The organism is Stomatobaculum sp. F0698 (assembly GCF_030644385.1).
Classification (GTDB): domain Bacteria; phylum Bacillota; class Clostridia; order Lachnospirales; family Lachnospiraceae; genus Moryella.
The window spans coordinates 780,659-803,783 of sequence record NZ_CP130060.1 but is presented as its reverse complement, the minus strand read 5'-3'; the positions used below and the strand labels follow the sequence as shown (position 1 = coordinate 803,783).

General features: G+C 51.7%; 18 protein-coding genes and 1 pseudogene. 2 read left to right on the top strand and 17 right to left on the bottom strand.

Translation table 11 applies throughout. The features are described 5' to 3' along the window. Positions 1-7: 7 nt before the first annotated feature. The 10 genes from QU660_RS03800 to topA form a co-directional block, all read right to left on the bottom strand. Positions 8-1,240 (bottom strand): DUF2318 domain-containing protein, encoded by a 1,233-nt coding sequence (locus QU660_RS03800; RefSeq protein WP_304947003.1) that lies wholly within the window; start codon positions 1,238-1,240, stop codon positions 8-10. A 110-nt stretch (positions 1,241-1,350) separates the two neighbouring features. Further along, positions 1,351-2,025: an iron transporter gene (locus QU660_RS03795; RefSeq protein WP_304947002.1), complete on the bottom strand. Its 675-nt coding sequence runs from the start codon at positions 2,023-2,025 to the stop codon at positions 1,351-1,353. Continuing rightward, positions 2,022-3,329, bottom strand: coding sequence for an FTR1 family iron permease (locus tag QU660_RS03790; RefSeq protein ID WP_304947001.1), 1,308 nt, complete (start codon positions 3,327-3,329; stop codon positions 2,022-2,024). The genes QU660_RS03795 and QU660_RS03790 overlap by 4 nt, the downstream gene beginning before the upstream one ends. Positions 3,330-3,332: 3 nt before the next feature. After that, the gene (locus QU660_RS03785) at positions 3,333-4,052 is read right to left on the bottom strand and encodes an ABC transporter ATP-binding protein (protein WP_304947000.1); all 720 of its coding nucleotides are present in this window, start codon (positions 4,050-4,052) and stop codon (positions 3,333-3,335) included. Beyond that, entirely contained in the window at positions 4,039-4,452 is a 414-nt protein-coding gene (locus QU660_RS03780) for a DUF4418 family protein (protein WP_304946999.1), read from the bottom strand. The genes QU660_RS03785 and QU660_RS03780 overlap by 14 nt, the downstream gene beginning before the upstream one ends. 216 nt (positions 4,453-4,668) lie before the next feature. Then, complete coding sequence (locus QU660_RS03775; protein WP_304946998.1) at positions 4,669-5,580, bottom strand: hypothetical protein; 912 nt, start codon at positions 5,578-5,580, stop codon at positions 4,669-4,671. A gap of 302 nt (positions 5,581-5,882) precedes the next feature. Beyond that, on the bottom strand, positions 5,883-6,824 hold the full coding sequence (gene tsf / locus QU660_RS03770) for a translation elongation factor Ts (RefSeq protein WP_304946997.1): 942 nt from the start codon (positions 6,822-6,824) through the stop codon (positions 5,883-5,885). Between the two features lie 25 nt (positions 6,825-6,849). Then, on the bottom strand, positions 6,850-7,617 hold the full coding sequence (gene rpsB, locus QU660_RS03765) for a 30S ribosomal protein S2 (protein WP_304946996.1): 768 nt from the start codon (positions 7,615-7,617) through the stop codon (positions 6,850-6,852). A gap of 156 nt (positions 7,618-7,773) precedes the next feature. Next, positions 7,774-8,583: a GTP-sensing pleiotropic transcriptional regulator CodY gene (codY, locus tag QU660_RS03760; RefSeq protein WP_304946995.1), complete on the bottom strand. Its 810-nt coding sequence runs from the start codon at positions 8,581-8,583 to the stop codon at positions 7,774-7,776. A 56-nt stretch (positions 8,584-8,639) separates the two neighbouring features. Continuing rightward, entirely contained in the window at positions 8,640-10,730 is a 2,091-nt protein-coding gene (gene topA, locus QU660_RS03755) for a type I DNA topoisomerase (RefSeq protein ID WP_304946994.1), read from the bottom strand. A 185-nt stretch (positions 10,731-10,915) separates the two neighbouring features. On the opposite strand from topA, the pseudogene QU660_RS03750 reads away from it, so the two are divergent. Next, a pseudogene (locus QU660_RS03750) lies at positions 10,916-12,657 on the top strand (Rqc2 family fibronectin-binding protein). A gap of 253 nt (positions 12,658-12,910) precedes the next feature. Here the strand turns inward: QU660_RS03750 and QU660_RS03745 are convergent. The 6 genes from QU660_RS03745 to QU660_RS03720 all read right to left on the bottom strand — a co-directional run bounded on the left by QU660_RS03745 (position 12,911) and on the right by QU660_RS03720 (position 20,297). Further along, positions 12,911-14,224, bottom strand: a complete 1,314-nt coding sequence (locus QU660_RS03745; protein WP_304946993.1) for a substrate-binding domain-containing protein — start codon at positions 14,222-14,224, stop codon at positions 12,911-12,913. 78 nt (positions 14,225-14,302) lie between these two features. Continuing rightward, positions 14,303-15,328 (bottom strand): aldo/keto reductase, encoded by a 1,026-nt coding sequence (locus QU660_RS03740; protein WP_304946992.1) that lies wholly within the window; start codon positions 15,326-15,328, stop codon positions 14,303-14,305. Further along, positions 15,328-16,308 carry an aldose 1-epimerase family protein gene (locus tag QU660_RS03735; RefSeq protein WP_304946991.1) on the bottom strand — a complete coding sequence of 327 codons (981 nt, stop codon included), beginning with the start codon at positions 16,306-16,308 and terminating at the stop codon, positions 15,328-15,330. The genes QU660_RS03740 and QU660_RS03735 overlap by 1 nt, the downstream gene beginning before the upstream one ends. Continuing rightward, entirely contained in the window at positions 16,305-17,816 is a 1,512-nt protein-coding gene (locus tag QU660_RS03730) for an FGGY-family carbohydrate kinase (protein WP_304946990.1), read from the bottom strand. Before QU660_RS03730 ends, QU660_RS03735 begins: the two co-directional genes overlap by 4 nt. 122 nt (positions 17,817-17,938) lie before the next feature. Then, complete coding sequence (locus tag QU660_RS03725; RefSeq protein WP_304946989.1) at positions 17,939-19,357, bottom strand: L-fucose/L-arabinose isomerase family protein; 1,419 nt, start codon at positions 19,355-19,357, stop codon at positions 17,939-17,941. Positions 19,358-19,430: 73 nt separating this feature from the next. Next, the gene (locus QU660_RS03720) at positions 19,431-20,297 is read right to left on the bottom strand and encodes a class II fructose-bisphosphate aldolase (RefSeq protein ID WP_304946988.1); all 867 of its coding nucleotides are present in this window, start codon (positions 20,295-20,297) and stop codon (positions 19,431-19,433) included. Positions 20,298-20,446: 149 nt separating this feature from the next. On the opposite strand from QU660_RS03720, the gene QU660_RS03715 reads away from it, so the two are divergent. Continuing rightward, positions 20,447-21,310 carry a PocR ligand-binding domain-containing protein gene (locus QU660_RS03715; protein WP_304946987.1) on the top strand — a complete coding sequence of 288 codons (864 nt, stop codon included), beginning with the start codon at positions 20,447-20,449 and terminating at the stop codon, positions 21,308-21,310. 172 nt (positions 21,311-21,482) lie between these two features. Here QU660_RS03715 and groL read toward each other — a convergent pair whose 3' ends face one another. Next, positions 21,483-23,108, bottom strand: coding sequence for a chaperonin GroEL (gene groL / locus QU660_RS03710; protein WP_304946986.1), 1,626 nt, complete (start codon positions 23,106-23,108; stop codon positions 21,483-21,485). Positions 23,109-23,125: the final 17 nt, after the last annotated feature.

Genomic DNA, 23,125 nt, shown 5'->3' with positions numbered 1-23,125 from the left:
GCCCCCTTTACTTAAATACATAGGACAGCTTGTCAAGATCGGCCGTCTCTATGTATATCTTTTGGTCGTGCACCAGATAGGGGAAGGGAATGGGATTGCATCCGCCGGAAAAGCCTATGGTGCCCTTGTTCATCACGACATCGCAGAGTTTGCAGACCACCTCGTTTTTCCGCTCAAAGTAGCCGGTCGGCCCGCAAATTTCGCAGGCGTCGAGGCCCACACCGTAGGCGCTCTGTGATTTCTTGATCAGAATAAAGCGCATCTTGATGCCGTCCTTCGCCGTGTACTCATAGCGGTGCAGGTGTTCGTCCTGCAGACTCTCGAGCGGCACGACAATGCGCCCGTTCTCAATTGCATAGTCCTCCGGTGCTGAGAGCGGAATTTCCCGCCCCGCATAGGACTTGAGTGCCGTGATGCTCGAGAGATCAAGCGCAAGAAGCAGGGCAAAAAATGCGGCCCAGTGGCGCACGCGGCGGTATCCCGCCTTCAGCTTTCTGAGTTCCGCCCGATTTCGATAACTCTCCGTTACTCTTAAGTGCCGAAGTATGAGCGTAAGCGGTATCACCAGCAGCAGAGCAAAGAGGAGCGCGTCGAAGATGAGGCTGTGATTGATGACAAAGCTGAGTCCCTCAAAAAACTTCGGATTGCGCGGAATAATGCGCAGCGAATAGAGGCGCTGCAAAATGAGTGCGGCCTGCGAGACACCGCGGAGCAGAAGTACCGGCGGAAGCAGCAAATCGAATTCCCGCTCTCCGAGGCAGAGACCGCAGCGGAACGCCGCAATCCCCGAGAGCAACATGACGAGAATCGCAAGACTGTAGCCGATGACACGGAACAAAACCGCCGTGCTGACCGCGCTCTCTCCGTAGCTCACAAAGCTGCTCACATTGGTCATGATCAGCGGGAGATACGAGAAAAACGAGGCGAGACTGTATAGGACCACAGCGAGGCTCAGCAGGATTTCATATGCCTTACGCTGTTTTTTTCGAAGATAGGAGCCGAACAAAATGAGCAAAAGCAGCAGCAACATGCTCCCGACAACGGGCAGCATGCTATAGAAGTTTAAGGCGGTTCGGTTTAAAAAATTCGGTATCGAGCGCAGATACGCCGAGAGCGCCGCGGCGAGAAAGCCGCCGATGACGGAAAAGCCTATGATGCGAACGCGCTTGGCTCTCTCCTCATAGCGCAGTAAGGAAAACAAAAGACCCATGGTGACCGAAAACGCAATTCCGCCCTCCATGATTTTGACAAACAACTTTAGGATAGAATCACCTTCCCTCTCGAGTGATATACATGGCAATACAGGCGAAGGGTTGCCCCTCCGCCCGTACTGAAGTCAAAGCGTTCTTTTTACCACTGCGGTCCGTTCCACTCAAAGTCCGGCCACTCCGCAACCAGCGGCTCGGTCCAGAAGCGACCCGTGACACCTGTCTCCTTGTCGACGTGGAGCAGATAGTCGTTGCCCGGAGCGCTCACAACGAACTTGACATCATAGACGCCGACACCTTCCGGGAACTTAAAGTTTGCACCGTAGTGCGGGCCGTCGGAAGCGTTCATCGGCATGAAAGCGACCTCGGTCGGCTCCTTGTCGGAACCCTTCTTCTGGATGATGGCCTTGACCTGCAGCCACGGAACAAAGTCACCCTTGCCGTAGCCGAGGGTCGTGCCCTCCTGGCTCGCCGTGATATCCGCCTCGATGTGGCAATCGGAATCTGCCTTCGAGAGCGAATTGCCCGCCGGCTCCATGTCGACCGGCTGGAAGTAAACGCCCGAGATAATCAGCGGGCCGACCTCCTGATCGTCACCGATCGGGAACTCCTCAAAGCCGGCATCCTCACCCGGAGCCTTCGCCTCAGCCTTGGTCTCCTCCGCCTTGGTCTCGCCCGCAGCCGCCATGGTCTCACCGGCCTTGGTCTCCGCAGCGCTGCCCGCAGCCGCCGTGGTCTCCGCGCTCTTGCTGCCGCCGCAAGCGCTCAGCGCAACCGCGGCAATGAGCATCGATACTGCCAAACTTCTCTTCATCATGACTCTTTACCTCCCTGTTTCTGTGTTTTGTTTTTACCCAGCTGGTAGCGATAGGTGAATATCGTAAGCGCCAGCAGAATAAGCTGAGGAATGAGATTCTCGTAGCGATCGTAAATGCCGAGAAGCTCGAAATGAAAGCCGTTCATCCACGGGATGATGGTTCTTCCGATGACATCCGCCTCCTGCAGTTCGTAAACGCCTTTGCCGACAAAGGAGATGCAGAGGATGAACATGAGCACGCTCGTAAAGGTGAAGAAGGGCTTTAAGGGCAAGCGCACCGAGAGCTTTGTAATTGCGAAGTAGACAATCGCAAGTATCACAATCGCGACCGCCAAGCCGGCCCAGAGCATGTGCGGGTTATTGGTGATGTTCGAGCGCATACCCTGGAAGAACATGATGAGCTCCGCGCCCTCTCGTGCCACCGCGAGGAAGGCCGAGAAGGAAAGTGTGTACATGCTCCCCTTGTCGATACTCTGCTGTACCTTGTCCTTAATATATTTGTTCCAGGTCTCCGCCTCTGCCTTCGAGAGCATCCAGTTGCTCACATAGAAGAGGACAATGACCGCGAGAAACATCGTGACGCCTTCAAAAATCTCCTGTCCCGCACCGGACTGCGCATCGCCGAGGCTCGCCGCAATCCCGTTGAAGATCATAGCGAGCACAACGCTGAACAACACGCCGAGTCCCGCGCCGATGTAGACCGAAGCCAGATACTTTCGGCTGTTTGTCTTGACAAGATAGGCGATAATCGCGGCAATGACCAGAATGGCCTCAAGTCCCTCTCGGAGCGTAAGGCCGAGAACGGCGAGAAAGGTCTGCCAGGCCGCCCCGTTATTTTGCTGCTCCGCCGTGTCGCTGCCGCCACCCTGTGCCGCCGCTTTGCCGCCGTCCAAGGTGATTGCGTCCTCGGTGAGCATGCTCTTTAAGGTATCGACACTGCTCTTTAACTCCTCTTTCGAGCCGCCGTCGCGAATTACCTTTTTCACCAGATAAAACTGGTGCTCCACATCGGAGCCGCGACTTCCGGAGATGGAAGCCATGACCGTCTTTTCAAAGCCGAGCTTCTCGTAGAACTTATAGTAGGCTACGTTGACCTGCTCGGTCGCTTTCTTGCCGGCCTCTTCACCGCCCGCGCCGTAGGCTTCGACCGCGCCGTCCAGGACCGTGCCCATGGTGGACGCGACTTCCTGCCAGTTGGCATACTTGGTCTCGGCATACGCCGGAACAATCAGAAACAGCGCCATGCAAAGCGCCGCCAAGAATGCCGCGAGCCCGCGAATCCCCTTCTTTCCTTGAAGCATCATTTCTTACCCCTTCCCGTATCCTTGCGCGAGCGTTTCTCGCGCCTCCTCAAAAGCACGCACACACCCCTCTTTGAGTTCCAGCACGCGGTCCGCGCGCTGCAGATGGGCATGTTCATGTGTCACCGCCAGGACGCCGCAGCCGTTCGTGCGGAGCTCCGAAAAGAGCTCGATAAAATCCGCCGCACTCTTCGGATCCAAATCAGCGGTCGGTTCGTCCGCAAGTAAAAACCTAGGTTCCGTCATAAGCGCCCGTGCGAGTAACACACGCTTCGTTTCTCCGCCGGAAAGCTCTGCGGGATAAGCATCCTTTAACGAAAGTGCGCCGACCTTGTCAAGCAGGGCACTCGCTCTCCCGTAAACTTCCGCCGTACGCCGTTCCCGGCTGTGCAGCATGGCAGGTAACGCCACATTCTGCACTGCCGTCAAGGCTGTCAAAAGCCCAAGCTGTTGCGGCAGATATGCGAGTTCCGTGCGTCTGAATTCACACCAAGCGTCCTCCGAAAATGCTCCGGCATCCCGCGTGCCGTAAATAATCCGCCCCGCATCTGCCTTTAGAAGTCCCGCAAGAATTTTGAGCAGGGTCGTTTTTCCGCTGCCCGAAGCGCCGACCAAAAATACAAGTTCGCCGCGTTTCAGGTTGATTTCGGCATTCCGAAGCGCCTCGACGCTTCGACTGCCCCGGAGAAAACGCTTACAAATCCCCTCTGCTTTAAGTTCTTCCATGGGCCGTTTCTCCGCGCAGGGCAAGCAAAAGATATACCGCGCTCACCGAGATGAGCAGGACCGACAGGAAATACACCATGGGTCTCGTGTAGAGATTGCAGGCCATATCGTGCATTTTGCAGCCGCCGATTAAGCTCTTTGCGAACAGAAAACTCAGCACGCCGAGCCCCAGATTCATGGCTGCGATGCCCGCACCGAGCTTCTCCGGGAAAAGCAGCGCCAGTACGCCGCCGAAGGCAATCACCGCACCGAGTCCCTGTTCCGCGATATCCATCCAGTGACACTTCATAAAGCTTCCGTCCGGCTTCACGGGACAAACCGGCGTGATTGTACCGGGTGTCAAAAAAAGCAATATGCCGAGTACCAACATAGGGACAGCGAAAACACGTTTGTGTCGCATGATTTGTTCTCCCTCTCAAAACTTAGTTACTTCTAATTGCTGCGGCAAAAAAAATACAAATTCAAAGGAATTTGTACTGCGCTTGCCGTTGCTTTTCTATAGCATAAGATAGTGTCATCTAATTGTCAAGTTCGTTTGGTTAATATGACGATAAAAATGATATTTCAATAAAAAAAAGCGAATCGGACGTCTTGACGACCGCTTCGCTTGTTTCACTCAGAACTTTAGCTGAATCAGATCTGTCTCCTTGACCGTCTCGGAGGATTCTGCGTCTACGATCAAACATTTAAACGCTGCCTTCCGCACAGAATTGATTTTTTTATTGTCCAGCTGGTCGTCAAAGAATGTCATGGCCTCGACCGCATGTTTTCCCGGCGCGATTTCCGGACTGAAGATGGGTTCCAAGCCCGCGTCGTTCACCGCGACATCCGTCGCATGAATTGCGATTTTCTTATCACTTTTGTTCTCGATGTACAGAAGAATTCCGGGCCCGAAACCGTTTTCTCTCTCAATCGGTCCTTTCACAACGATTTTAACGCCCTCTCCCTCGTAGGCCAAGGTTCCGCTGTCATCAGCGCGTTCTTGATAGCCTTCCGCCGCCGAGGTCCTTAGAGTAATCGGCTCCGACTCATAGATTTTATCGAGTGTTTCACTGTCCAATACGCAGAAGCGGAACGTAAGCTCGGCAAAGGTATTGATTCCGCCGAGCTTCAGCGCGCGGGCAGAAAAGCCTATGCCGTCTTCTTTTGTTTCCCCTTTGCCGACCGCAGAAGAAAGAAGCGGCGCTATCATGCAGCCGTTCACGCTCATATCACGGACCTGCACCGTCACATTCCGATTCGTCTCGTTTTCGATGAGCAAGCGAAGGGTAGGCCCCAAACTTCCGTTCATATCCAGCTCTTTCGCGGTAATTTTAAGTCCCTCATGATCCAGCACGAGCGTCTCCGCAAGCAACGGCGCTTCCGCCGTTTCTGTATTGCTCTCCGCCTCACCCGAAGCCATCGCGCTTTCCGCCACCGTTTCGACGGAAGCAGTCTTTGTCTCTTCCACGGACTCTGCTTTCTTGCTACCGCCGCAGGCCGTCAAAGCGAGCGCGATCGCAACGATTGCCAAGCTTGCTTTCTTCATTGCTCCCCCCTATGTTCTCTGTCTTAGCTTCTATCATAGGGGCTTTCCCATAAAACGCAAGTACGAAGACTTTCTTCGCGTTCTTTTCCCGCATTTCGCGCCCCTTGCACGAATATAACGCCGACTTCCCCCATTCCCTCACACTGCTTCCTTACCACGCCTTCTATGTGTGAAAAAGCTAACGTTTCACGGCGCAAATCAGTCGAAATTCGCAACAAAAACCGCCGGACTCCCGTATTTTGAATACGACAGTCCGGCGGTATCGTTACCCGTCCGGGAAATAAGCGTAATGCGAGAGCGAATTAGCCCTGCATCTGCTTTGCGACTTCTTCCGCAAAGTTCTCGCTCTTGTGCTCAAGGCCCTCGCCGGTCTCAAAGCGGACAAAGGTCTTGATTGCGATGTTTGCCTGGTTCTCCTTCGCGACGGAAGCCACGTATGCAGCTACGCTCTGCTTGCCGTCCTCTGCCTTGACATAAACCTGATCCAGAAGGCAGATTTCCTTCAGCTCCTTCTGGAGACGGCCCTGCACAGCGCCCTCAATGACCTTCTCCGGCTTGTTTGCCATCTTCGGGTCATTCTTAATCTGCGCCGCAAGGATTTCCTTCTCCTTCTCAAGGTAGTCCGCATCGACCTCGGCATCGCTCGTGTAGAGCGGCTTCAGCGCTGCGACCTGCATTGCGACATTCTTTGCCATCTCCTTGACCGCATCGTTCACAACATCGGTCTCGACCGCAAGAAGAACGCCGATCTTTCCGCCCGCATGGACATAGGACTCGACAAAACCGTTCTCCTCCTTGAGCTGGCGGAAACGACGAATGTCAAGCTTCTCGCCGATCACGGAAATCATAGCGGAGAGCTGCTCCTTCACCGTGAGGGAGTTGTCTGCCTTCCACGGCTCTGCGAGGAAAGCCTCGAGATCTGTAGCATTGGTATCCAGCGCCTGCTGTGCAACCTCGCCGACATAGTTTCTGAACTTCTCGTTCTTCGCGACGAAGTCGGTCTCGGCATTCACTTCGACCGCAACGCCCTTCTTACCGTCAGCGCTGACAAGAACAGCAACCATACCTTCTGCTGCGATGCGGCTCGCCTTTTTCTGCGCGCCGGCAAGTCCCTTCTCACGAAGGAACTCAATCGCCTTCTCCATGTCGCCCTCGACTGCCGCGAGAGCCTTCTTGCTGTCCATCATGCCTGCGCCGGTAAGCTCTCTGAGTTCCTTAACCATTGCCGCTGTAATTGCGCCCATCTCTTATCTCCTCTCGCTCTTTCTCTTAACGCTCGTTTGCTTCGATTGCTGCCTTGATTGCTGCCGCAGCCGTATCATCGCCCTCTGCGACTTCCTCGCTGCGGTGCTCCTCACCCTGGTGTGCCTCGACAACAGCGTCTGCGAGCTTGGAGACAATGAGTCTCACCGCGCGGATTGCGTCGTCGTTGCCCGGGATGACATAGCTCAGCTCCTCCGGATCGGAGTTCGTGTCCGCAATACCGATGAGCGGAACGTTCAGCTTATGTGCCTCCGTGACGCAGATGTGCTCCTTCTTCGGGTCGATGATCACGATTGCGTCCGGGATCTTCTTCATATCCTTGATGCCGCCGAGGTTCTTCTCGAGCTTCTCAAGCTCCTTCTTGAGTTCCGTCACTTCTCTCTTCGGAAGACGCTCAAAGGTGCCGTCCTGGCTCATCTCCTCGATCTGGCGCAGTCTCTTGATTCTGGACTGAATGGTCTTGAAGTTGGTGAGCATGCCGCCGAGCCATCTCTCATTCACGTAGAACTGTCCGCAGCGCTCTGCCTCTTCCTTAATCGCATCCTGCGCCTGCTTCTTGGTGCCGACAAACAGAATCGTGCCGCCTGCAGCCGCAATGTCCATGACTGCCTTGTAAGCATCGTCCACCATGCCGACCGTCTTCTGCAGGTCGATGATGTGGATGCCGTTTCTCTCCGTGTAGATGTACGGTGCCATCTTGGGGTTCCAGCGTCTGGTCTGGTGACCGAAGTGCACACCTGCTTCCAAAAGTTGCTTCATTGATACTACGCCCATTTTATTTGCCTCCTGTGGTTTGGTCTTCCGCCCGCCTTTCGGCGACGCTCCACTGCTCTTCGCAGCACCCGGAGCGCGCCTCGGCGGACGTGTTGTCTGGGAAAAATCCCGTAACTCACTTACTCTATCACTTTTTCGGCCGTTTTGCAAAGGATTTTAACGTTTTGCGGCAGCGGTTCTCCGTTTTCCGTTTTCCTCCTGGTAGGCCGCGATCTCTTCAAAGACCGCATCGTTCAAAATCTTAATGTAGGTGCCCCGCATACCGCTGGAACGGCTCTCTATGACGCCCGCGCTCTCGAACTTTCGGAGCGCATTCACGATAACCGAGCGGGTGATGCCGACTCTGTCGGCAATTTTGCTGGCGACCAGGACGCCTTCGGTCCCGTTCAACTCGCTAAAGATGTGGGTAACGGCTTCCAGCTCCGAAAAGCTCAGGGTCTGAATCGCCCCGCGCACAATCTGAAGCTTTCTCGCTTCCTCCTGATACTCCTCATTCACACTTTGGCGCATCGCCATGCCGATGACCATCGCCGCGTACTCGCTCACAATGATATCGTCAATGGTAAAAGCCGCCTCTTTGTATGCCATCAAAGTTCCAAGACGCTCACCTGCAATATAAATCGGTGTAACAAGCGCCTGGCGGTTCTGTACCGCCTCGCGCGCAAAACCCAGAGTTTCCAGATTCACATTTTCCTTGGTAGACAGGATGGCAAGCAGCCGCTCGTTTAAAAGCGAATCGGCATAACTTCCCACCTTGCCGCTCAATAGACCGCCAAACTCTTCTTGCTCTCCCCCGTTTATGCCGCCTGTACCAAGAATTTTACCCTTCTTGCTGATGACCAGCGTACTTCCGTCCAAGACAGAGCTGAGAATCAGCAAGATGTCATTGAACTTTACCCTCACATTTTTTCCGTTTTGCAGCAGCTGGTTTATCTTTCTGGTCTTATCAAGTAATTGCACGCTCATGATGTCTCTCCTCTAATGTCAATCTCCCGGTTGTGTCTTTGCTGCAATCGAACTTCTCAGCCTTTGTCCTCCTTTCTGAGCACTTCGCTGTGTCCGCAAGCTTCATTTGCGCAGACCAACTTATTGCCACGTTCCGTCATATAGCCACCGCACTTCTCGCAGCGCTTTTCCGACGGCTTTGCCCAACTCATAAATTCACAAGTCGGGTTGTTCTCACAGCCGTAGTAAATGCGCCCCTTCTTGGTTCTCTTACGCACCAGTTCTCCCCCGCACTTCGGACACTTAACCCCGATTTTCTCGAGATAGGGTTTCGTGTTCCGGCACTCCGGGAAGCCCGGGCAGGCAAGGAACTTACCGTGCGGACCGTACTTTATGACCATCCGTCTGCCGCAGAGTTCGCAGTCGACATCACTCTCTTCGTCTGCGATTTTAACACTGTCCAGATCTTGTTCCGCTTTCTTTACCGCAGCATCGAGATCCGGATAAAAATTCTCTACTACAGTCTTCCAATTCATTTTACCTTCTCCGACCGAGTCAAGCAAGCGTTCCAAATTTGCCGTGAACTGCGGGTCGACAACGACCGGAAAAGACTGCACCATCATACGGTTTACAACCTGTCCGAGCTCCGTCACATAGAGATTTTTCTGTTCCTTAATCACATAGCGACGCGCCAGTATGGTCGTAATGGTCGGTGCATAGGTACTCGGACGCCCGATGCCCTGTTCCTCCATGGCGCGAACCAGGCTCGCCTCCGTGAAGTGCGCCGGCGGCTGCGTAAAATGCCGCTCCTTGTCAAAGCCTTCGAGCACAAGTTCCTCGCCCTCGCTGAGCTTTAAGAGTGCCGCATCCGGCTTCTCCTCCTCTTCTTCCTCACTGTCGCTGTACACTTCCATAAAGCCGGAAAATTTGAGTGAGGAACCGGAGAGCGCAAAACGGTGCTCCCCGCAGGCAAGCTTAACAGAGGTGGAAGCATAGACCGCCTCCCGCATCCGTCCCGCCGCAAAACGTTTCCAGATGAGCTGATAGAGGCGGAACTGATCGCGAGAAAGCGAGGTCTTTGCCATGGTCGGTGTCAAGCTGATGTCAATCGGACGGATGGCTTCGTGGGCATCCTGAATCTTCTGCCCGCTCTGCTTCTCCTTCCGCTCCTCTGCGACATAGTCCGCGCCGTAGTTGTCACGTATATACTCTCGTGCGAGCTTATCCGCCTCTTCGGAAATACGGGTGCTGTCCGTTCTCAGATAGGTAATGAGAGCTATGGTACCTCTGCCCTCCACCTCGACGCCCTCATAGAGCTGCTGCGCAATGCGCATAGTCTTCTGCGTCGAGAAATTGAGGCGTTTCGAGGCCTCCTGCTGCAGGGTGGAAGTCGTGAACGGCAGCGGCGCCTTGCGACTCCGCTCGCTCTTCTTGATTTCCTGCACAAGCAGCGGCTTTCCCTCACAGTCCGCAATGACCTTGAGACACTCTGCCTCACTGTGAAGTTCCACCTTCTCCTTGCCGACACCGTAGTAGCGCGCTTTCAGCGCCTTTTTGCCGCCCTTGGCGTGCGTCTCCGCTTCCAGAGACCAATACTCCTTCGGCACAAAAGCCTCAATTTCGGCCTCACGATCGCATATCATACGAAGTGCGACCGACTGTACTCTGCCTGCGGAGAGCCCGCGCTTTACCTTGGCCCAGAGCAGGGGGCTTATGCTGTAGCCCACCATGCGGTCCAAGATACGGCGTGTCTGCTGCGCATCGACCAGATCCATGTCAATGGCTCTGGGATGCTTGATGCTCTCGCGCACCGCGTTCTTTGTGATCTCGTTGAAACTGATGCGGTACACCTTTTTGCCGGACTCATCCAACTTGAGTGCCTTCTGCAAATGCCAGCTGATGGCTTCGCCCTCGCGGTCCGGGTCCGTTGCGAGATAAATTTTGTCCGCTTTCTTCACTTCTTTCCGAAGTTTTGCGAGCACATCGCCTTTTCCGCGAATTGTGATATACTTTGGTTCATATCCGTGCTCGACATCGATGCCGAGCTGAGATTTCGGGAGGTCGCGAACATGTCCCTGACTCGCATCCACCACATAATTGGAACCCAAAAACTTCTTAATTGTTTTCACCTTTGCCGGTGACTCCACGATCACTAAATTTGACGCCATTCTGATTGAATCCTTCTCAAAAATGTTGTTGTTTTTTCGCGGAACACTGCGAAAAGTCTCCTATAGCAAGAAAGCGTGATTAACATTACCGCATTTCAGAGAAGTTTGCAAGTATGTTTCAATCCCAGTGACTTCAATTTCTGCTTTTTAAGCTAGTTTTCTACCGACTACAGAAAGGAAAATATATGGCTTTAGACGGTATTGTCATTGCAGCGCTCGTCAAGGAATTGCGCGACACGCTGCTCGGCGGGCACATTCAGAAAATCGCAATGCCCGAAAAAAACGAACTCCTCTTGACCGTTAAGAATCACGCGGCGCAGCATCGCCTCTTAATCTCCTGCGAGGCCTCGCTTCCGCTCCTCTATCTCCAAGCGGACAATAAGCCGAGTCCGCTCACGGCTCCCGGCTTTGCAATGTTACTGCGGAAGCACATCGGCTCCGGCAAAATAACCGCCGTGGAACAACTCGGGCTGGAGCGCATTGTCCGCATCGAGAGCATGCAGCTCAATGAGCTGGGAGACATTGCGCCGCGCGCACTGTATACGGAACTCATGGGCAAGTACTCGAATATCATCTTCACCGACGAAAACGATATTATCTTAGACAGCATGCGGCGCGTCCCCGCGAGCGTGAGTTCGCTCCGCGAGGTGCTGCCGGGACGCCCCTATTTTATTCCGGAAAAACTGAAAAAAACCAACCCGCTCGGACTTTCCGCGAAGGATTTTTCCGCTGCCCTCACCGCGCAGGGCTCGCTTCCGCTGGACCGTGCACTTTCGTCTGCCTTTTCCGGAATCTCCTCGCTGGTCGCACAGGAAATTTTGTTCCGCGCCTCTCTAGACCCGCGCGAAGTCTTTGACGGTCTGTCGGAGGAGAATCGGAATGCACTTTATTCTGTCTTCTCTTCCTTTCTGGAAGAGGTGCGTGCGGAGCGCTTCGATCCCGTTATGTATCTCCGAGACGAAATCCCGGTCGAATTTTCGGCCCTCCCGCTGAGGACCCTCGAAGCCGAAGGGCTTGCGTGCCGTCGCTTTTCGTCCGTGAGCGAACTGCTCTACTCCTACTATGCGCTCCGCGCGGAGAGCTCCCGCATGCGGCAAAAGTCCTCGGACCTCCGTCGCCTGGTGCAAAACCATTTGGAGCGCAGCCAGCGAAAGCGTAGTTTGCAGGAAAAACAGCTCGCGGACAGCCAAAAGAAGGAGAAGTACCGCGTCTACGGCGATCTTTTGAATAGCTATGCGTACCAAATTCCGGCGGGGGCGGATCACTACGTTGCCGAAAACTTCTATGACGAAAACCGGCCGCTTCGAATTCCGCTCGACAAGAACTTAAGTCCCGCCGAAAATGCGAAAAAGTACTTTGACCGCTACGCCAAGTTAAAGCGCACCGAGCTCGCGGTCGGCGCGGAACTCGAAAAGACCGTGCAGGAAGAAGCACATCTCGCCTCCGTTCTGACCGCCCTTGAACTTGCAACCGAAGAGAGCGACCTCGCGGAGATACGCGAAGAGCTCGCATCTTATCAGTATGTCAAACGCCAGCGTTCACCAAAGGGAAAACGCCCGCAGAAAATTCAGTCGCACCCGCTTCATTTCCGCTCGAGCGACGGCTTTGATATCTATGTCGGCAAAAACAATTTCCAGAACGAGGAACTCACCTTTAAAGTGGCTTCCGGCTCCGACTGGTGGTTTCACGCAAAGGGCATGCCGGGATCCCATGTCATTGTCAAAGCGAACGGGCAGGAACTTCCGGACCGCTGCTTTGAAGAGGCCGCTTCGCTTGCCGCCTACTATTCCAAGGGACGGGATCAGGACAAGGTAGAGATCGACTACCTGCAGCGCCGCAACGTGAAAAGGTAAACGGCGCACCGCCCGGCTTTGTGATTTACCACAGCAACTGGTCCATGATGGCAAAACCGCGGGCGGAGATATGAACGTCTTTGCAGCTTCTTCCTACCGAAAGCGAAACCTTCCGGGTCGACACGATTTTTCTCATCACGCTTAATATTACATTTGTTTTCATGTATCTGTGAGAAAAAACAGTTTCTTGTAAGAAGCATCTATGAAGTACTCGTGCCGGAATGTCCGAAAGAATCTGTACTGCCGGACACATTACTCTTCGTTCTCATTCGCCTACGAAAAGGGCTTGCCGGGATCCCCCGGCAAGCCCTTCATTTCATTATTCTTTTACTCGCTCAGCAATGCGGTATAAGACGCTGCGTTGTCAGTTTTCACCATGTCGATTGCAAAAGCATCATACTGATTCGGATTGCCCAAGCGGTTCGTGATATTCGACTCAGTCTGACCGTCACCACCGATATATTCTACATCAAGGTTCAGAATGTCATCGTACTGCTTCAACAACGGCTGGTAGGTGGAACCCAGGAAGTTATCCGCAGCATTATAAATACATAACCAAACCTTCTTGGTGGCGTGCTTTGTCACATCCAACTGCTTGCTGACCGGCTCATATACTTTGGTCGAATCCATATGCTCCTTGTAGTTTTCCTGTGTAATTGCCACGTTGAGTGCATAAAAGCAGCGGGTATCTTCATCGTAGCGATAAACTTCGTCGGAGAGAACATTCCCCGCCTCGTCAGGCTTGCTGATTCCGGAGCTTATATCTACGCCGTCCAGAGAGTTACGCAGAACTCTTAGTGTCAAATATGCCTGTACATCTGCGTGCTGACTGATTGTCCCAACATAACCATCCGCAATTGCCGCAACCGCATCTGCATTGGCGTCGTAACCGAAAGTCGGAACTCCCTTCTCCTTGCTCCACGCATTGAACATCGACATTCCCATGCCGTCGTTGTTCGAAGCAACCATATCAATCGAATCTCCGAAGGAAGCACTCCACGTGATGATTGCATTTCCCGCGGTAGCGGCATCCCATGTTGCTCCCGCCGAGTTCTTCATTTCCTGCGAAGCCAGCTCTCGGATTACGTAGGTTTTACCGTCTACTTCAATGGTACCGTCTTTTACGATATGTGAGCTTCCGTCCGTGTTGGTTCCGATCGGGTCCGGGTTAATGAGTCCATCTTTTTCTATTCCGGTACCGAAAGCTTTCCGAACGCCTCTGGTACGAGCCAGCGAGTCATTGTGTCCGATATCTCCGATGGCAAGTACATATCCGATAATGCCGTCTCCGTTCCGGTCTATATCCTTAGCGTGTTTTTTGATATAGTCTAATGCCATCTCGCCCTGTAGCTCCGCACCTTGATTGGCATCAAAACCGACATAGTAGGTCTTGTCGTTAAAGTGTAACGCCTGCATATCCAACTCTCCGGTCGTACTGTTGGAAGGCTGTTTGTTAAACCACGCAATCGGTTTATCCTTATTCGCGACACTTCCGCCGGAGACGCTGCCTGTGGTCTGACTCTGGTCGGATGCCGCCTGCGTATCCGACGAGGATCCTGCGGAAGATGAGTTTCCGCACCCCATTAAACTAACCGTAAGCATAGCTGCCGTCGCAATACTGATGATTCTCTTTGCCTTCATGTGTCTTTCCCTCCTTGAAAAAATTGTATTTGAGCATTACTTTTCATAGAAAAACCACATTCTCACCCTCAGCACTGACTATCTAGTACCCGTCTCAAGGAATCTCAGCTCTTCCTGAGTGAGTTTTAACTTGGACGATTCAAGATTCAGCTTCATCCTGTCCGGGCTTGTCGTAGATACAACCGCAAATACGTTCATCGAATGAGAAAAAATGTAACGCATGGCCACCTGTGCCACGGAACAGCTTCGTCTTTCAGCCAATATTTGGCATCGTTCAAGACGTTCCATATTCACTGGGTACAGATACCCCTTCTGCGCATAAGCATCTAAAACCGACTTGGCGGTTTCATAATCTCCGGCTTCAAACCGTCCCGAGAAAAACCCTCGTCCCAAAGCGGAATATGCAAGCACCGGCATGTTCGTTCGGGAATACCAGTCTCGCACTTCTTTGTTTCCTTGACCGGAAATCGTGACACAGTTACCTCCCCATGGATCGTTTACCTGTTCTGCCAGTCCAAAATTCGGACTGGAAAGGCTAAACGGACACAGACCATGTTCCGCAGCATATGCATTTGCTTCTTGAATTCTCTCTACGGTCCAATTGGATACACCGAATGATTTGATAATTCCTTCTCTCACAAAGTCGTTAAAGGTCTCCAGATATTCGGCAATCGGTGTGTTCGCATCATCCCGGTGTAAAAGCAGAATATCCACATAGTCCGTCCCCAGTTCTGACAACGACCGCTTCAACTCATTTGTCATCACATCTCTGTCGATATGAACTGTGCCTGTCGGTGTGGCATTCCCACACTTTGTTAAGATCACCACCTCCTCGCGGTTCTTCTTATGTTTTACCCAATGCCCCAACACTCTCTCCGATAATCCATATCCCCTTGCCGAATCAAACGCATTGATACCCAAGGCATACATTTGATCCAGCAAATCATCCGCCTCCTTTCCGTCCAGAAAAGGACTAATCGCCGTGCCAAGGAATATACGGCTTACCTTCTTATTTAGCCCTCCTATTTCTCCGTACATCGCATCCTGCTCATCGGTATGTATTTGCATACCCTTACCTTGCTTTATATTGTTATCGCTTGACATTATTCATCCCTGAGACGGATATGAACTTCGTACGCCTGTGACTGTCCCGGGCTTAAGAATTTGAGCATTCCCTCCTTACGCATCACATCGCGTCCGTCCGGATAACAGTTCCCACACTCCAAACCCAAGACATAATCACGCACTCCCATCATCTTCCACTCGACGAATCCGTCCAATTTTTCCGCATCGAAAGTAATTTCCAAGGAACATCCGAGTTTCGGCTGATATATCTTTGCACGTCCTGCTTTGTCTTCGAATTTATGGTAATAGCAGCATTCTTCGTAACCGGCAGTCGGTTTCTGCATATGCATCCAGCGCGCAATTTCTTTGGCAGCCCGATCATTTCTGGGCGTAACCTCGACGGAAGGAATCTCTATGACCGAATCTTCATCCAATAACGGGTAGCCCATGTTCATATGATAAAGAATTTCATAAGGCTCGGTTTTGTCTCCGGTATTCGCAATGACGTCCTTGATACAAAACTCGTTGTTTTGCGTGCTGACCCTGATTTCCCTATGCAGACATAACTTTCTGCCGAAGATGCTCTCGTCCTTTGTTACCGAACGCACAACCAGATAAACATCGCTTCCGCTTTCCTCTTTTGTCCAATAGCTGTAATCTGCCGGAAGATTGGCAATACTACCGTGCAACGGCAGAACCTCACCCCGATCTGTGTTCGGTGTGCCGACATTATTGAGTCCGCAAGTGGTAAGAAACCCCGCTGTAAAACTGCTAAGCCAGTTTGTTCCCAGACTGTCATAATAGGCAGGCGCCACATAGCCTGAAGGGGACAGATAGCTCATATTCATGCCTTTATAGCGAAGTCTTGTGATGTCTCCGTTCCGATCCGGTGAAACGGTGAGATCCAGCCCTTTTCCGTTGTGAATCTGAAACAGGCGCATCCCGTCTCCCTTACCACCGATAAGCCTATGTTCCTCAATACCGTATAGCTGGCTCTCATGACCTAAATATGAGTTCACATTTCACCTCCCACAAGCGGCCTTACCGCATCATAGAGCTTTGCATAGAGCTCAAATTTACTCCTGTACAAGTCATGCATTTCTCGATTCGGCTGATAAGTAACCGTCTCCTGTACCATATGCTCTGCTGCATCTTTTAAGTCTCGGAAAGCACCTATGGCAATTCCGGTCAACATGACCGCCCCCACAGTTCCCGCATCTACGGTCGACAATGCCGTAATGGGAATATTCAGGATATTTGCCTTCATCTGCATCCACGTGCGAGATTTTGCACCGCCTCCTGTTGCTGCCATTCTTTTGCAGTTTATGCCACTTTTGGTGAGAAGCTCGAAATTAACAAGCATCTCATATACCACGCCCTCCATACATCCCCTGTAAATATCAAAAACCTTGCTGTCCATGGTGAGTCCGAGGATTGCTCCTTTTGATCCCGCATCCATATACGGTGTTGCCGCTCCTGCAAAGTGCGGGAGTACCAGCAAGTCACCCGGAACATCTCCTCTTGCTTCGATATACTGTTTTTCCAAGAGTTCATAAACCGAGATTTGTTCTGCTTCTGCTTGCTTTTTTTCTTTGTCGGCCAGCGTATCCACACAATACTGAATCAGTGCACCGCCCGTATAAGAATAGGCATACGTGACATATTTCCCCGGAATGACATAGGGTACCACTGCATAATTCCCCTCATACATCACCTCCATGTCAGGTATACTGTCATACACCGGTACCATGCATTCAACTGTACCGGCCCCGTCCGCCGCAAGTGTACCTTCGAATACACCTGCTCCGATGGCAGCCGCCACTTGATCATGAGCAACATTCACAATAATGGTATCAGGCTTGAGTCCAAGTTCTCTTGCCTTCTCTATCGTAACTGTTCCGGCCGATGTCCCCGTTGGCACGGGCTTTGACATTTTAGACATATCGATTTTAGCCTGATTAAAAATAACCTTGCTCCAACATAGATTGCGAATATCAAAGGCCTGTGTTCTTGATGCCAATGAGTAATCAATCTGCGCAACCCCCGTTAGATGATAGACCACAAAATCTTCCATTAAGAAAATGTGTGCTGCATGGTCGTAAACTTCAGGCATGTTGTCTTTCACCCACATCATCTTCGCCAACGAGTAAGTGACATGCGGCTTTACACCGGTAATTTTCTGCATCTCGTGACTGCCAAGTGCGTCGACCAACGACAGTTTCTGTTCCTCCCCCCTGGGATCGGTATACAACATCGCCTTATGCAAGGGATTTCCCTGCACATCGGTCATTACAAAGGTTTCACCGAAACTCGTGATTCCGATTCCGGCAATGTCCGGATACTGCTTTGCCATTTCCGCAATGGTTTCAAACACTGCGCTAAGTATCAAGTTTGCGTCGATTTCGTGTCCGTTGTCATTTCTATTCACAGGATACTCACGATAAGCCCGCCCCAAATACTTTCCGACCGCATCAAACACGGTACATTTACATCCTGTTGTTCCTATATCAACCCCGGCAATCTTCATATTCACCTCACAGGAAGCTCAAATTTCATTCGATACTTTCGATCTCCGCTTTGTGTTGAGACCATTGCTTTTAGCGCCTATGCGTTTCCGCGAAGCCTCGCTGAATAGATTGTTTCGAAAAATCAGTAGGTCCCGTGATCGATATCCACCCATTCGTAATGAAGATAATTAACGAATGCCTCGTGAAGTACTTCGCGCATATGACCTACGCCGACAGAGGTGTGATGTTTAAATCCGCCGTATGCAAGTCTTTGCAGCTTATCCTGTAAGTGAGGAATCTCGCACACACCGGCACATCCGAAGAACTCCTCCGGTATTTTGTCTTCTGTGAATTCGCCCTCGGAAGCATAGGTGACGATTTTTCCGTCCTTCGTCTGGCAATTGGAAATTGTCGTCGGAAATGCTTTGATTCGCCCCTCGTTCGTTCCCCAGCCGCTGCCCGGATCTGTCTTGTCAAACATCTTGTGATTGGTGACCTGTCCCTTCGCAGTCATCAAACTCTGTGCCACCGGTCCGCAATGGAAGAGGACTACCTTATCCGGGTCATCTCCGTAATTGTTGTTCCAATCCAGAACCGCAGTCGGCTGTTCCGATGCCAGAGTCATTGCTCGCATCATCAATGCCGAGCACATATCGATCTCGCACGAAGCTACAATCCCCTTGTCGTTTAAGTAGGACAGCAACACGCAAGGACAGATACGTAACACCTGTTCAAATTCATTCCAACACCGAAGCGCGAGCGCATCCAATCGGTATTTTGCGATGTAACGATCCAGAACCACGGCAGACTTCGCAAGATTCTTCTTATTTGTCTCGGGTACATTGCTGAAGTCCGTATAATTCTCCAACTCCCCAATCTTATCCTTGACAACGGGGTCGTTATCATCCAGTTTCCCTACCTTGAAGAAAAACTCCGACAAATCGAAGGACTCGACATTGATTCCGTATTTTTGAAGTGTGATTTCATCAAATCTCACTGTCTTGAACGCCGTTGTTCTTGCGCCGATACATCCTATATTGAATCGTTTCATTCCATTCACAACACGACAGATGGCCGCAAAATCCTTGAGATTCTTTGCAAATGCATTCGACAGCGGATGGACAACGTGCGGCTGTAAGCAGGTAAAAGGAACGCCGTACTGCGTAAACACATCTGTCACCGAAAATTTACCGCAATACGCATCTCTTCTATGCGCAAAGTCCATTTTGTCCAATTCGTCCGGATAAGCCTGCATCAGAATAGGTACTCCGGCGTCCTGTAAAGCTGCGATTGCGCCGTTCTCATCCGCAAAAATCGGCATAGAGAAAATAACGCCGTCAAACTGTCCCCGATGATTGTTCAACCATTCCGCATATAAGGCACCTTCTTCTCGGGTTTCAATTCCACCGAACTTTGTTGCCTCCGGATCCATGGCGATATAATCATACCCGGCATTTTGGACTGCCTGAATCAGCTCCTCTCGTGCAGCGTAAATCAGCTCTCCCGGCATGAATCCACGATTACAAAAAGCAAGTGCAAATGTTACTTTCTTCTTGTCCATGACTATCCTCCTACTCTCTTGTCACCATGCGTCGAATCTGTAATCACAACTTTATAGTCGTGCCTACCTGCCTTTACTCTTTCAATGCGAACATCCTGATTGCATGTCTGACATTTTCCTTCATTTCATCTCTCGCTGCTAAAAAGACGGAAGAATAGAACTGCGGCGCATCCGGCGCAAGACCATCGAGGTGTTTTTTTGCTCCCGATCCTCCGGCCTTGTCCATATAGGTGAAGTAATTGATTTTTCTTACTCCGGCCTGTATCACAGCGTGATAGTCATCTCGGCTCACTCCGCTGCCGCCATGCATTACCACCGGCATGTCATTCGTGGCTTTTCTTACCCCTCGTACGATTCCCAAGTCCAATTTAGGCTCTTTCAAGTAGATGCCGTGTGTGGTGCCAAACGAACAAGCCAAGAGATCTATCCCCGTTGCAGAGACAAATTCCGCAGCCAAATCCGGATCTGTGTAAATCTTCGTTTCATCACAATCACCGCTTCGATCATTGGCTCCCGACTCACGTCTCCCCATGGAGCCCAGTTCCGCTTCCACCGAAGCACCGTGCTCGCGGGCCATTTCTACGGCTTTCTTTGTGTTCGCTACATTTTCTTCATACGGCAGTACGGAGCCGTCATACATAATCCCCGTAAAACCAAGCTCGAGCGCTTTTTTTAAATACTCCAAATGTTCTCCGTGATCCAGATGGACACAGACGGGGACAGTTGCTTGCTTTGCCGCATTCAGCATTGCCGGACCGATGAGATCCAGAGATACCCATTCATCATGACACTCCGCAAACATCAGGATTACCGGTAATTTCTCCTCTTCCGCAGCGCCGATTACAGCCTCTAAGGACGCAAGGTTAGGCGTATTGAAACCGCCTATTGCGATGCCCTCTTTTTCCGCAATTCCCATCATATCCTTTAATGTTACTAACATTTAGCTGTCCTCCTTTCTTATTTACGGAACCTTGTACTTGTATTCTACCCAGCCTCTATAGGTTAATATATACATAAGCGTTCTAAAAACTTTGTTTTTGTTCGTTGCTATTGTATAATGGTGCAAATGGTTGCAGGAGATATTTGCATATGATTTCGACATTTGACCTAGTAAAACTCCATAATCTACTGAGGGATTTCTACACATTGACCAGGATTCGAACCTGTGTTTTTGATGAAAACTTTAACGAACTCGCCTCTTATCCCGAATCCCTTCCCTCGTTTTGCCGGATTCTGCGTGCTGCGCCGAACGGATACAACGAATGCCGTGAGTGCGATGCCCGCTCCTGTTCTTATGCTGCAAGGACAAAAAATACCTACACCTATCGTTGCTATGCCGGCATGACAGAAAGCATCTCTCCTCTTATCATCGGTAATCTGGTAGTAGGCTACCTTCTTCTAGGCCATGTATTCAGTTATCAAACCAGAGAAGAAGGTTGGGAGAAAATCAAAGAATACACGAAGAAATTAGATGTCGATTACATTGCACTCAAAAAAGCTTGCTGGGAACGTCCCTTAACATCCGAGGACTACATCAAATCCGCAACAAAGATTCTCTCAGCGGTCGGAATTTATTTATGTATGGAGCGCATGGTCTCTCTTCATCAGGAAAAACTTCCCGTCAGTTTAGATACCTTCTTGCAAGAGCATTTCACTGAAGATCTTACGTCTGCAGAAATTGCTTCCCACTTCAAAATAGGAAGAACACGACTCTACGAATTATGTAAGCAGAATTACGGGCGTGGTCCTGCCAAGCAGATTCAGCATATGCGTCTTGAAAAGGCAAAGGTACTGCTGACCGAGAATTCCGACCTTTCTATTTCAGAAATCGCCTACCAATGCGGTTATCCCGATTACAACTATTTCATCACTGTATTTCACAGAGAGATTGGCATCTCACCCGGAAAATACAGGGAACAGATTTCCCACTCGCATTCTGCAACCACAACATAATCAAAATTCGGTTAGGCGGACAAAATGAGTTGGTGCCGCTAACTTGATTCTGCAAGCGCTACGGAGGAGGCTATCAACTCTTCTTGTCCTATGACGCAAAAAGCGGGCAGCTCGGAATTTCCGAACTGCCCGCTTTCTTTGTTTCTGTTTTCGTTTTGCCGAAGCGGCTCTTTTACATCATGCCGCCCATGCCGCCTGCCGGCATTGCCGGTGCCGCCTGGGGCTCCTTGATGGTCGCAACCGCAGACTCGGTCGTGAGCAAGGTGCTCGCAACACTGGTCGCGTTCTCGAGTGCCGTTCTGGTCACCTTTGCCGGATCCAGAATGCCCTCCTTGACCATGTCGACATAGACCTCGTTGTAAGCGTCGAAGCCGATGCCCTTCTTGCTCTCCTTAACCTGGTTCACAATGACAGCGCCCTCAAGGCCCGCGTTCTCCGCAATGTAGAAGAGCGGAGCCTCCAGTGCCTTCATGACAATCTTTGCGCCGGTCTTCTCATCGCCCTCGAGGCTGTCCACCAGCTTCTGCACTTCCTTCGATGCGTTGATGTACGCCGTGCCGCCGCCTGCGACAATGCCCTCTTCGACAGCTGCTCTCGTTGCATTGAGTGCATCCTCCATGCGGAGCTTTGCTTCCTTCATTTCGGTCTCGGTTGCTGCGCCGACGCGAATCACCGCGACACCGCCGGAGAGCTTTGCCAGACGCTCCTGGAGCTTCTCCTTGTCGAACTCGGACGTGGTCTCTGCGAGCTGCGCCTTAATCTGCGCGGTTCTCGCGTCGATATCGGCCTTCTTGCCGAGACCGTCCACAATCACGGTGTTCTCCTTCGTGACCTTGACCGACTTAGCGCGGCCGAGCTGAGCCATTCTCGCATCCTTGAGCTCAAGGCCGAGCTGCTCGCTGATTACGGTACCGCCGGTCAGAACCGCGATATCCTGCAGCATTTCTTTTCTTCTGTCGCCGTAGCCCGGTGCCTTGACCGCAACCACATTGAAGGTGCCGCGAAGCTTGTTCACAATGAGCGTCGTGAGTGCCTCACCCTCGACATCCTCTGCGATAATGAGGAGCTTTGCACCGCTCTTTACAACTTCTTCGAGCAGCGGGAGCACTTCCTGAATGTTGGAAATCTTCTTGTCGGTAATCAGGATGTACGGATCCTCGAGGGTCGCCTCCATCTTCTCGACATCGTTTGCCATGTAAGCGGAGATATAGCCGCGGTCAAACTGCATGCCCTCGACCAAATCGAGCTCGGTCTTCATGGTCTTGGACTCTTCGATTGTAATGACGCCGTTGTTCGTGACCTTCTCCATAGCGTCTGCGACCATCTCGCCGACTTCGTCATTCGAAGCGGAAATCGCAGCGACTCTCGCAATCTGCTTCTTGCCGGAAATGGGCTGAGACATTGCCTTGATGGTCTCGACAGCCTTGTCGCAAGCCTTCTTCATGCCCTTCCGGAGCACAATCGGGTTGGAACCTGCCGCAATGTTCTTCACGCCCTCATTGATCATTGCCTGCGCAAGAACGGTTGCGGTTGTCGTGCCGTCACCTGCGACATCATTGGTCTTCGTTGCAACTTCCTTGACGAGCTGAGCGCCCATGTTTGCGAACGCATCCTCCAGCTCAATCTCCTTCGCAATCGTCACACCGTCGTTCGTGATGAGCGGTGCACCGTAAGCCTTGTCCAGCACAACATTTCGGCCCTTCGGGCCGATGGTAACGCGAACCGCGTTTGCAAGCTCATTGACACCCTGAATCAGCGCTTCTCTCGCCTCAACGCCAAACTTAACTTCCTTTGCCATAATTCCACTCTCCTTCT

What these genes read in the sequence shown, in the direction of transcription:
- QU660_RS03800 (WP_304947003.1), bottom strand. Translation starts at nt 1,240, where the DNA reads ATGGAGGGCGGAATTGCGTTTTCGGTCACCATGGGTCTTTTGTTTTCC.
- QU660_RS03795 (WP_304947002.1), bottom strand. Translation starts at nt 2,025, where the DNA reads ATGATGAAGAGAAGTTTGGCAGTATCGATGCTCATTGCCGCGGTTGCG.
- QU660_RS03790 (WP_304947001.1), bottom strand. Translation starts at nt 3,329, where the DNA reads ATGATGCTTCAAGGAAAGAAGGGGATTCGCGGGCTCGCGGCATTCTTG.
- QU660_RS03785 (WP_304947000.1), bottom strand. Translation starts at nt 4,052, where the DNA reads ATGGAAGAACTTAAAGCAGAGGGGATTTGTAAGCGTTTTCTCCGGGGC.
- QU660_RS03780 (WP_304946999.1), bottom strand. Translation starts at nt 4,452, where the DNA reads ATGCGACACAAACGTGTTTTCGCTGTCCCTATGTTGGTACTCGGCATA.
- QU660_RS03775 (WP_304946998.1), bottom strand. Translation starts at nt 5,580, where the DNA reads ATGAAGAAAGCAAGCTTGGCAATCGTTGCGATCGCGCTCGCTTTGACG.
- tsf (WP_304946997.1), bottom strand. Translation starts at nt 6,824, where the DNA reads ATGGGCGCAATTACAGCGGCAATGGTTAAGGAACTCAGAGAGCTTACC.
- rpsB (WP_304946996.1), bottom strand. Translation starts at nt 7,617, where the DNA reads ATGGGCGTAGTATCAATGAAGCAACTTTTGGAAGCAGGTGTGCACTTC.
- codY (WP_304946995.1), bottom strand. Translation starts at nt 8,583, where the DNA reads ATGAGCGTGCAATTACTTGATAAGACCAGAAAGATAAACCAGCTGCTG.
- topA (WP_304946994.1), bottom strand. Translation starts at nt 10,730, where the DNA reads ATGGCGTCAAATTTAGTGATCGTGGAGTCACCGGCAAAGGTGAAAACA.
- QU660_RS03745 (WP_304946993.1), bottom strand. Translation starts at nt 14,224, where the DNA reads ATGAAGGCAAAGAGAATCATCAGTATTGCGACGGCAGCTATGCTTACG.
- QU660_RS03740 (WP_304946992.1), bottom strand. Translation starts at nt 15,328, where the DNA reads ATGTCAAGCGATAACAATATAAAGCAAGGTAAGGGTATGCAAATACAT.
- QU660_RS03730 (WP_304946990.1), bottom strand. Translation starts at nt 17,816, where the DNA reads ATGAAGATTGCCGGGGTTGATATAGGAACAACAGGATGTAAATGTACC.
- QU660_RS03725 (WP_304946989.1), bottom strand. Translation starts at nt 19,357, where the DNA reads ATGGACAAGAAGAAAGTAACATTTGCACTTGCTTTTTGTAATCGTGGA.
- QU660_RS03720 (WP_304946988.1), bottom strand. Translation starts at nt 20,297, where the DNA reads ATGTTAGTAACATTAAAGGATATGATGGGAATTGCGGAAAAAGAGGGC.
- QU660_RS03715 (WP_304946987.1), top strand. Translation starts at nt 20,447, where the DNA reads ATGATTTCGACATTTGACCTAGTAAAACTCCATAATCTACTGAGGGAT.
- groL (WP_304946986.1), bottom strand. Translation starts at nt 23,108, where the DNA reads ATGGCAAAGGAAGTTAAGTTTGGCGTTGAGGCGAGAGAAGCGCTGATT.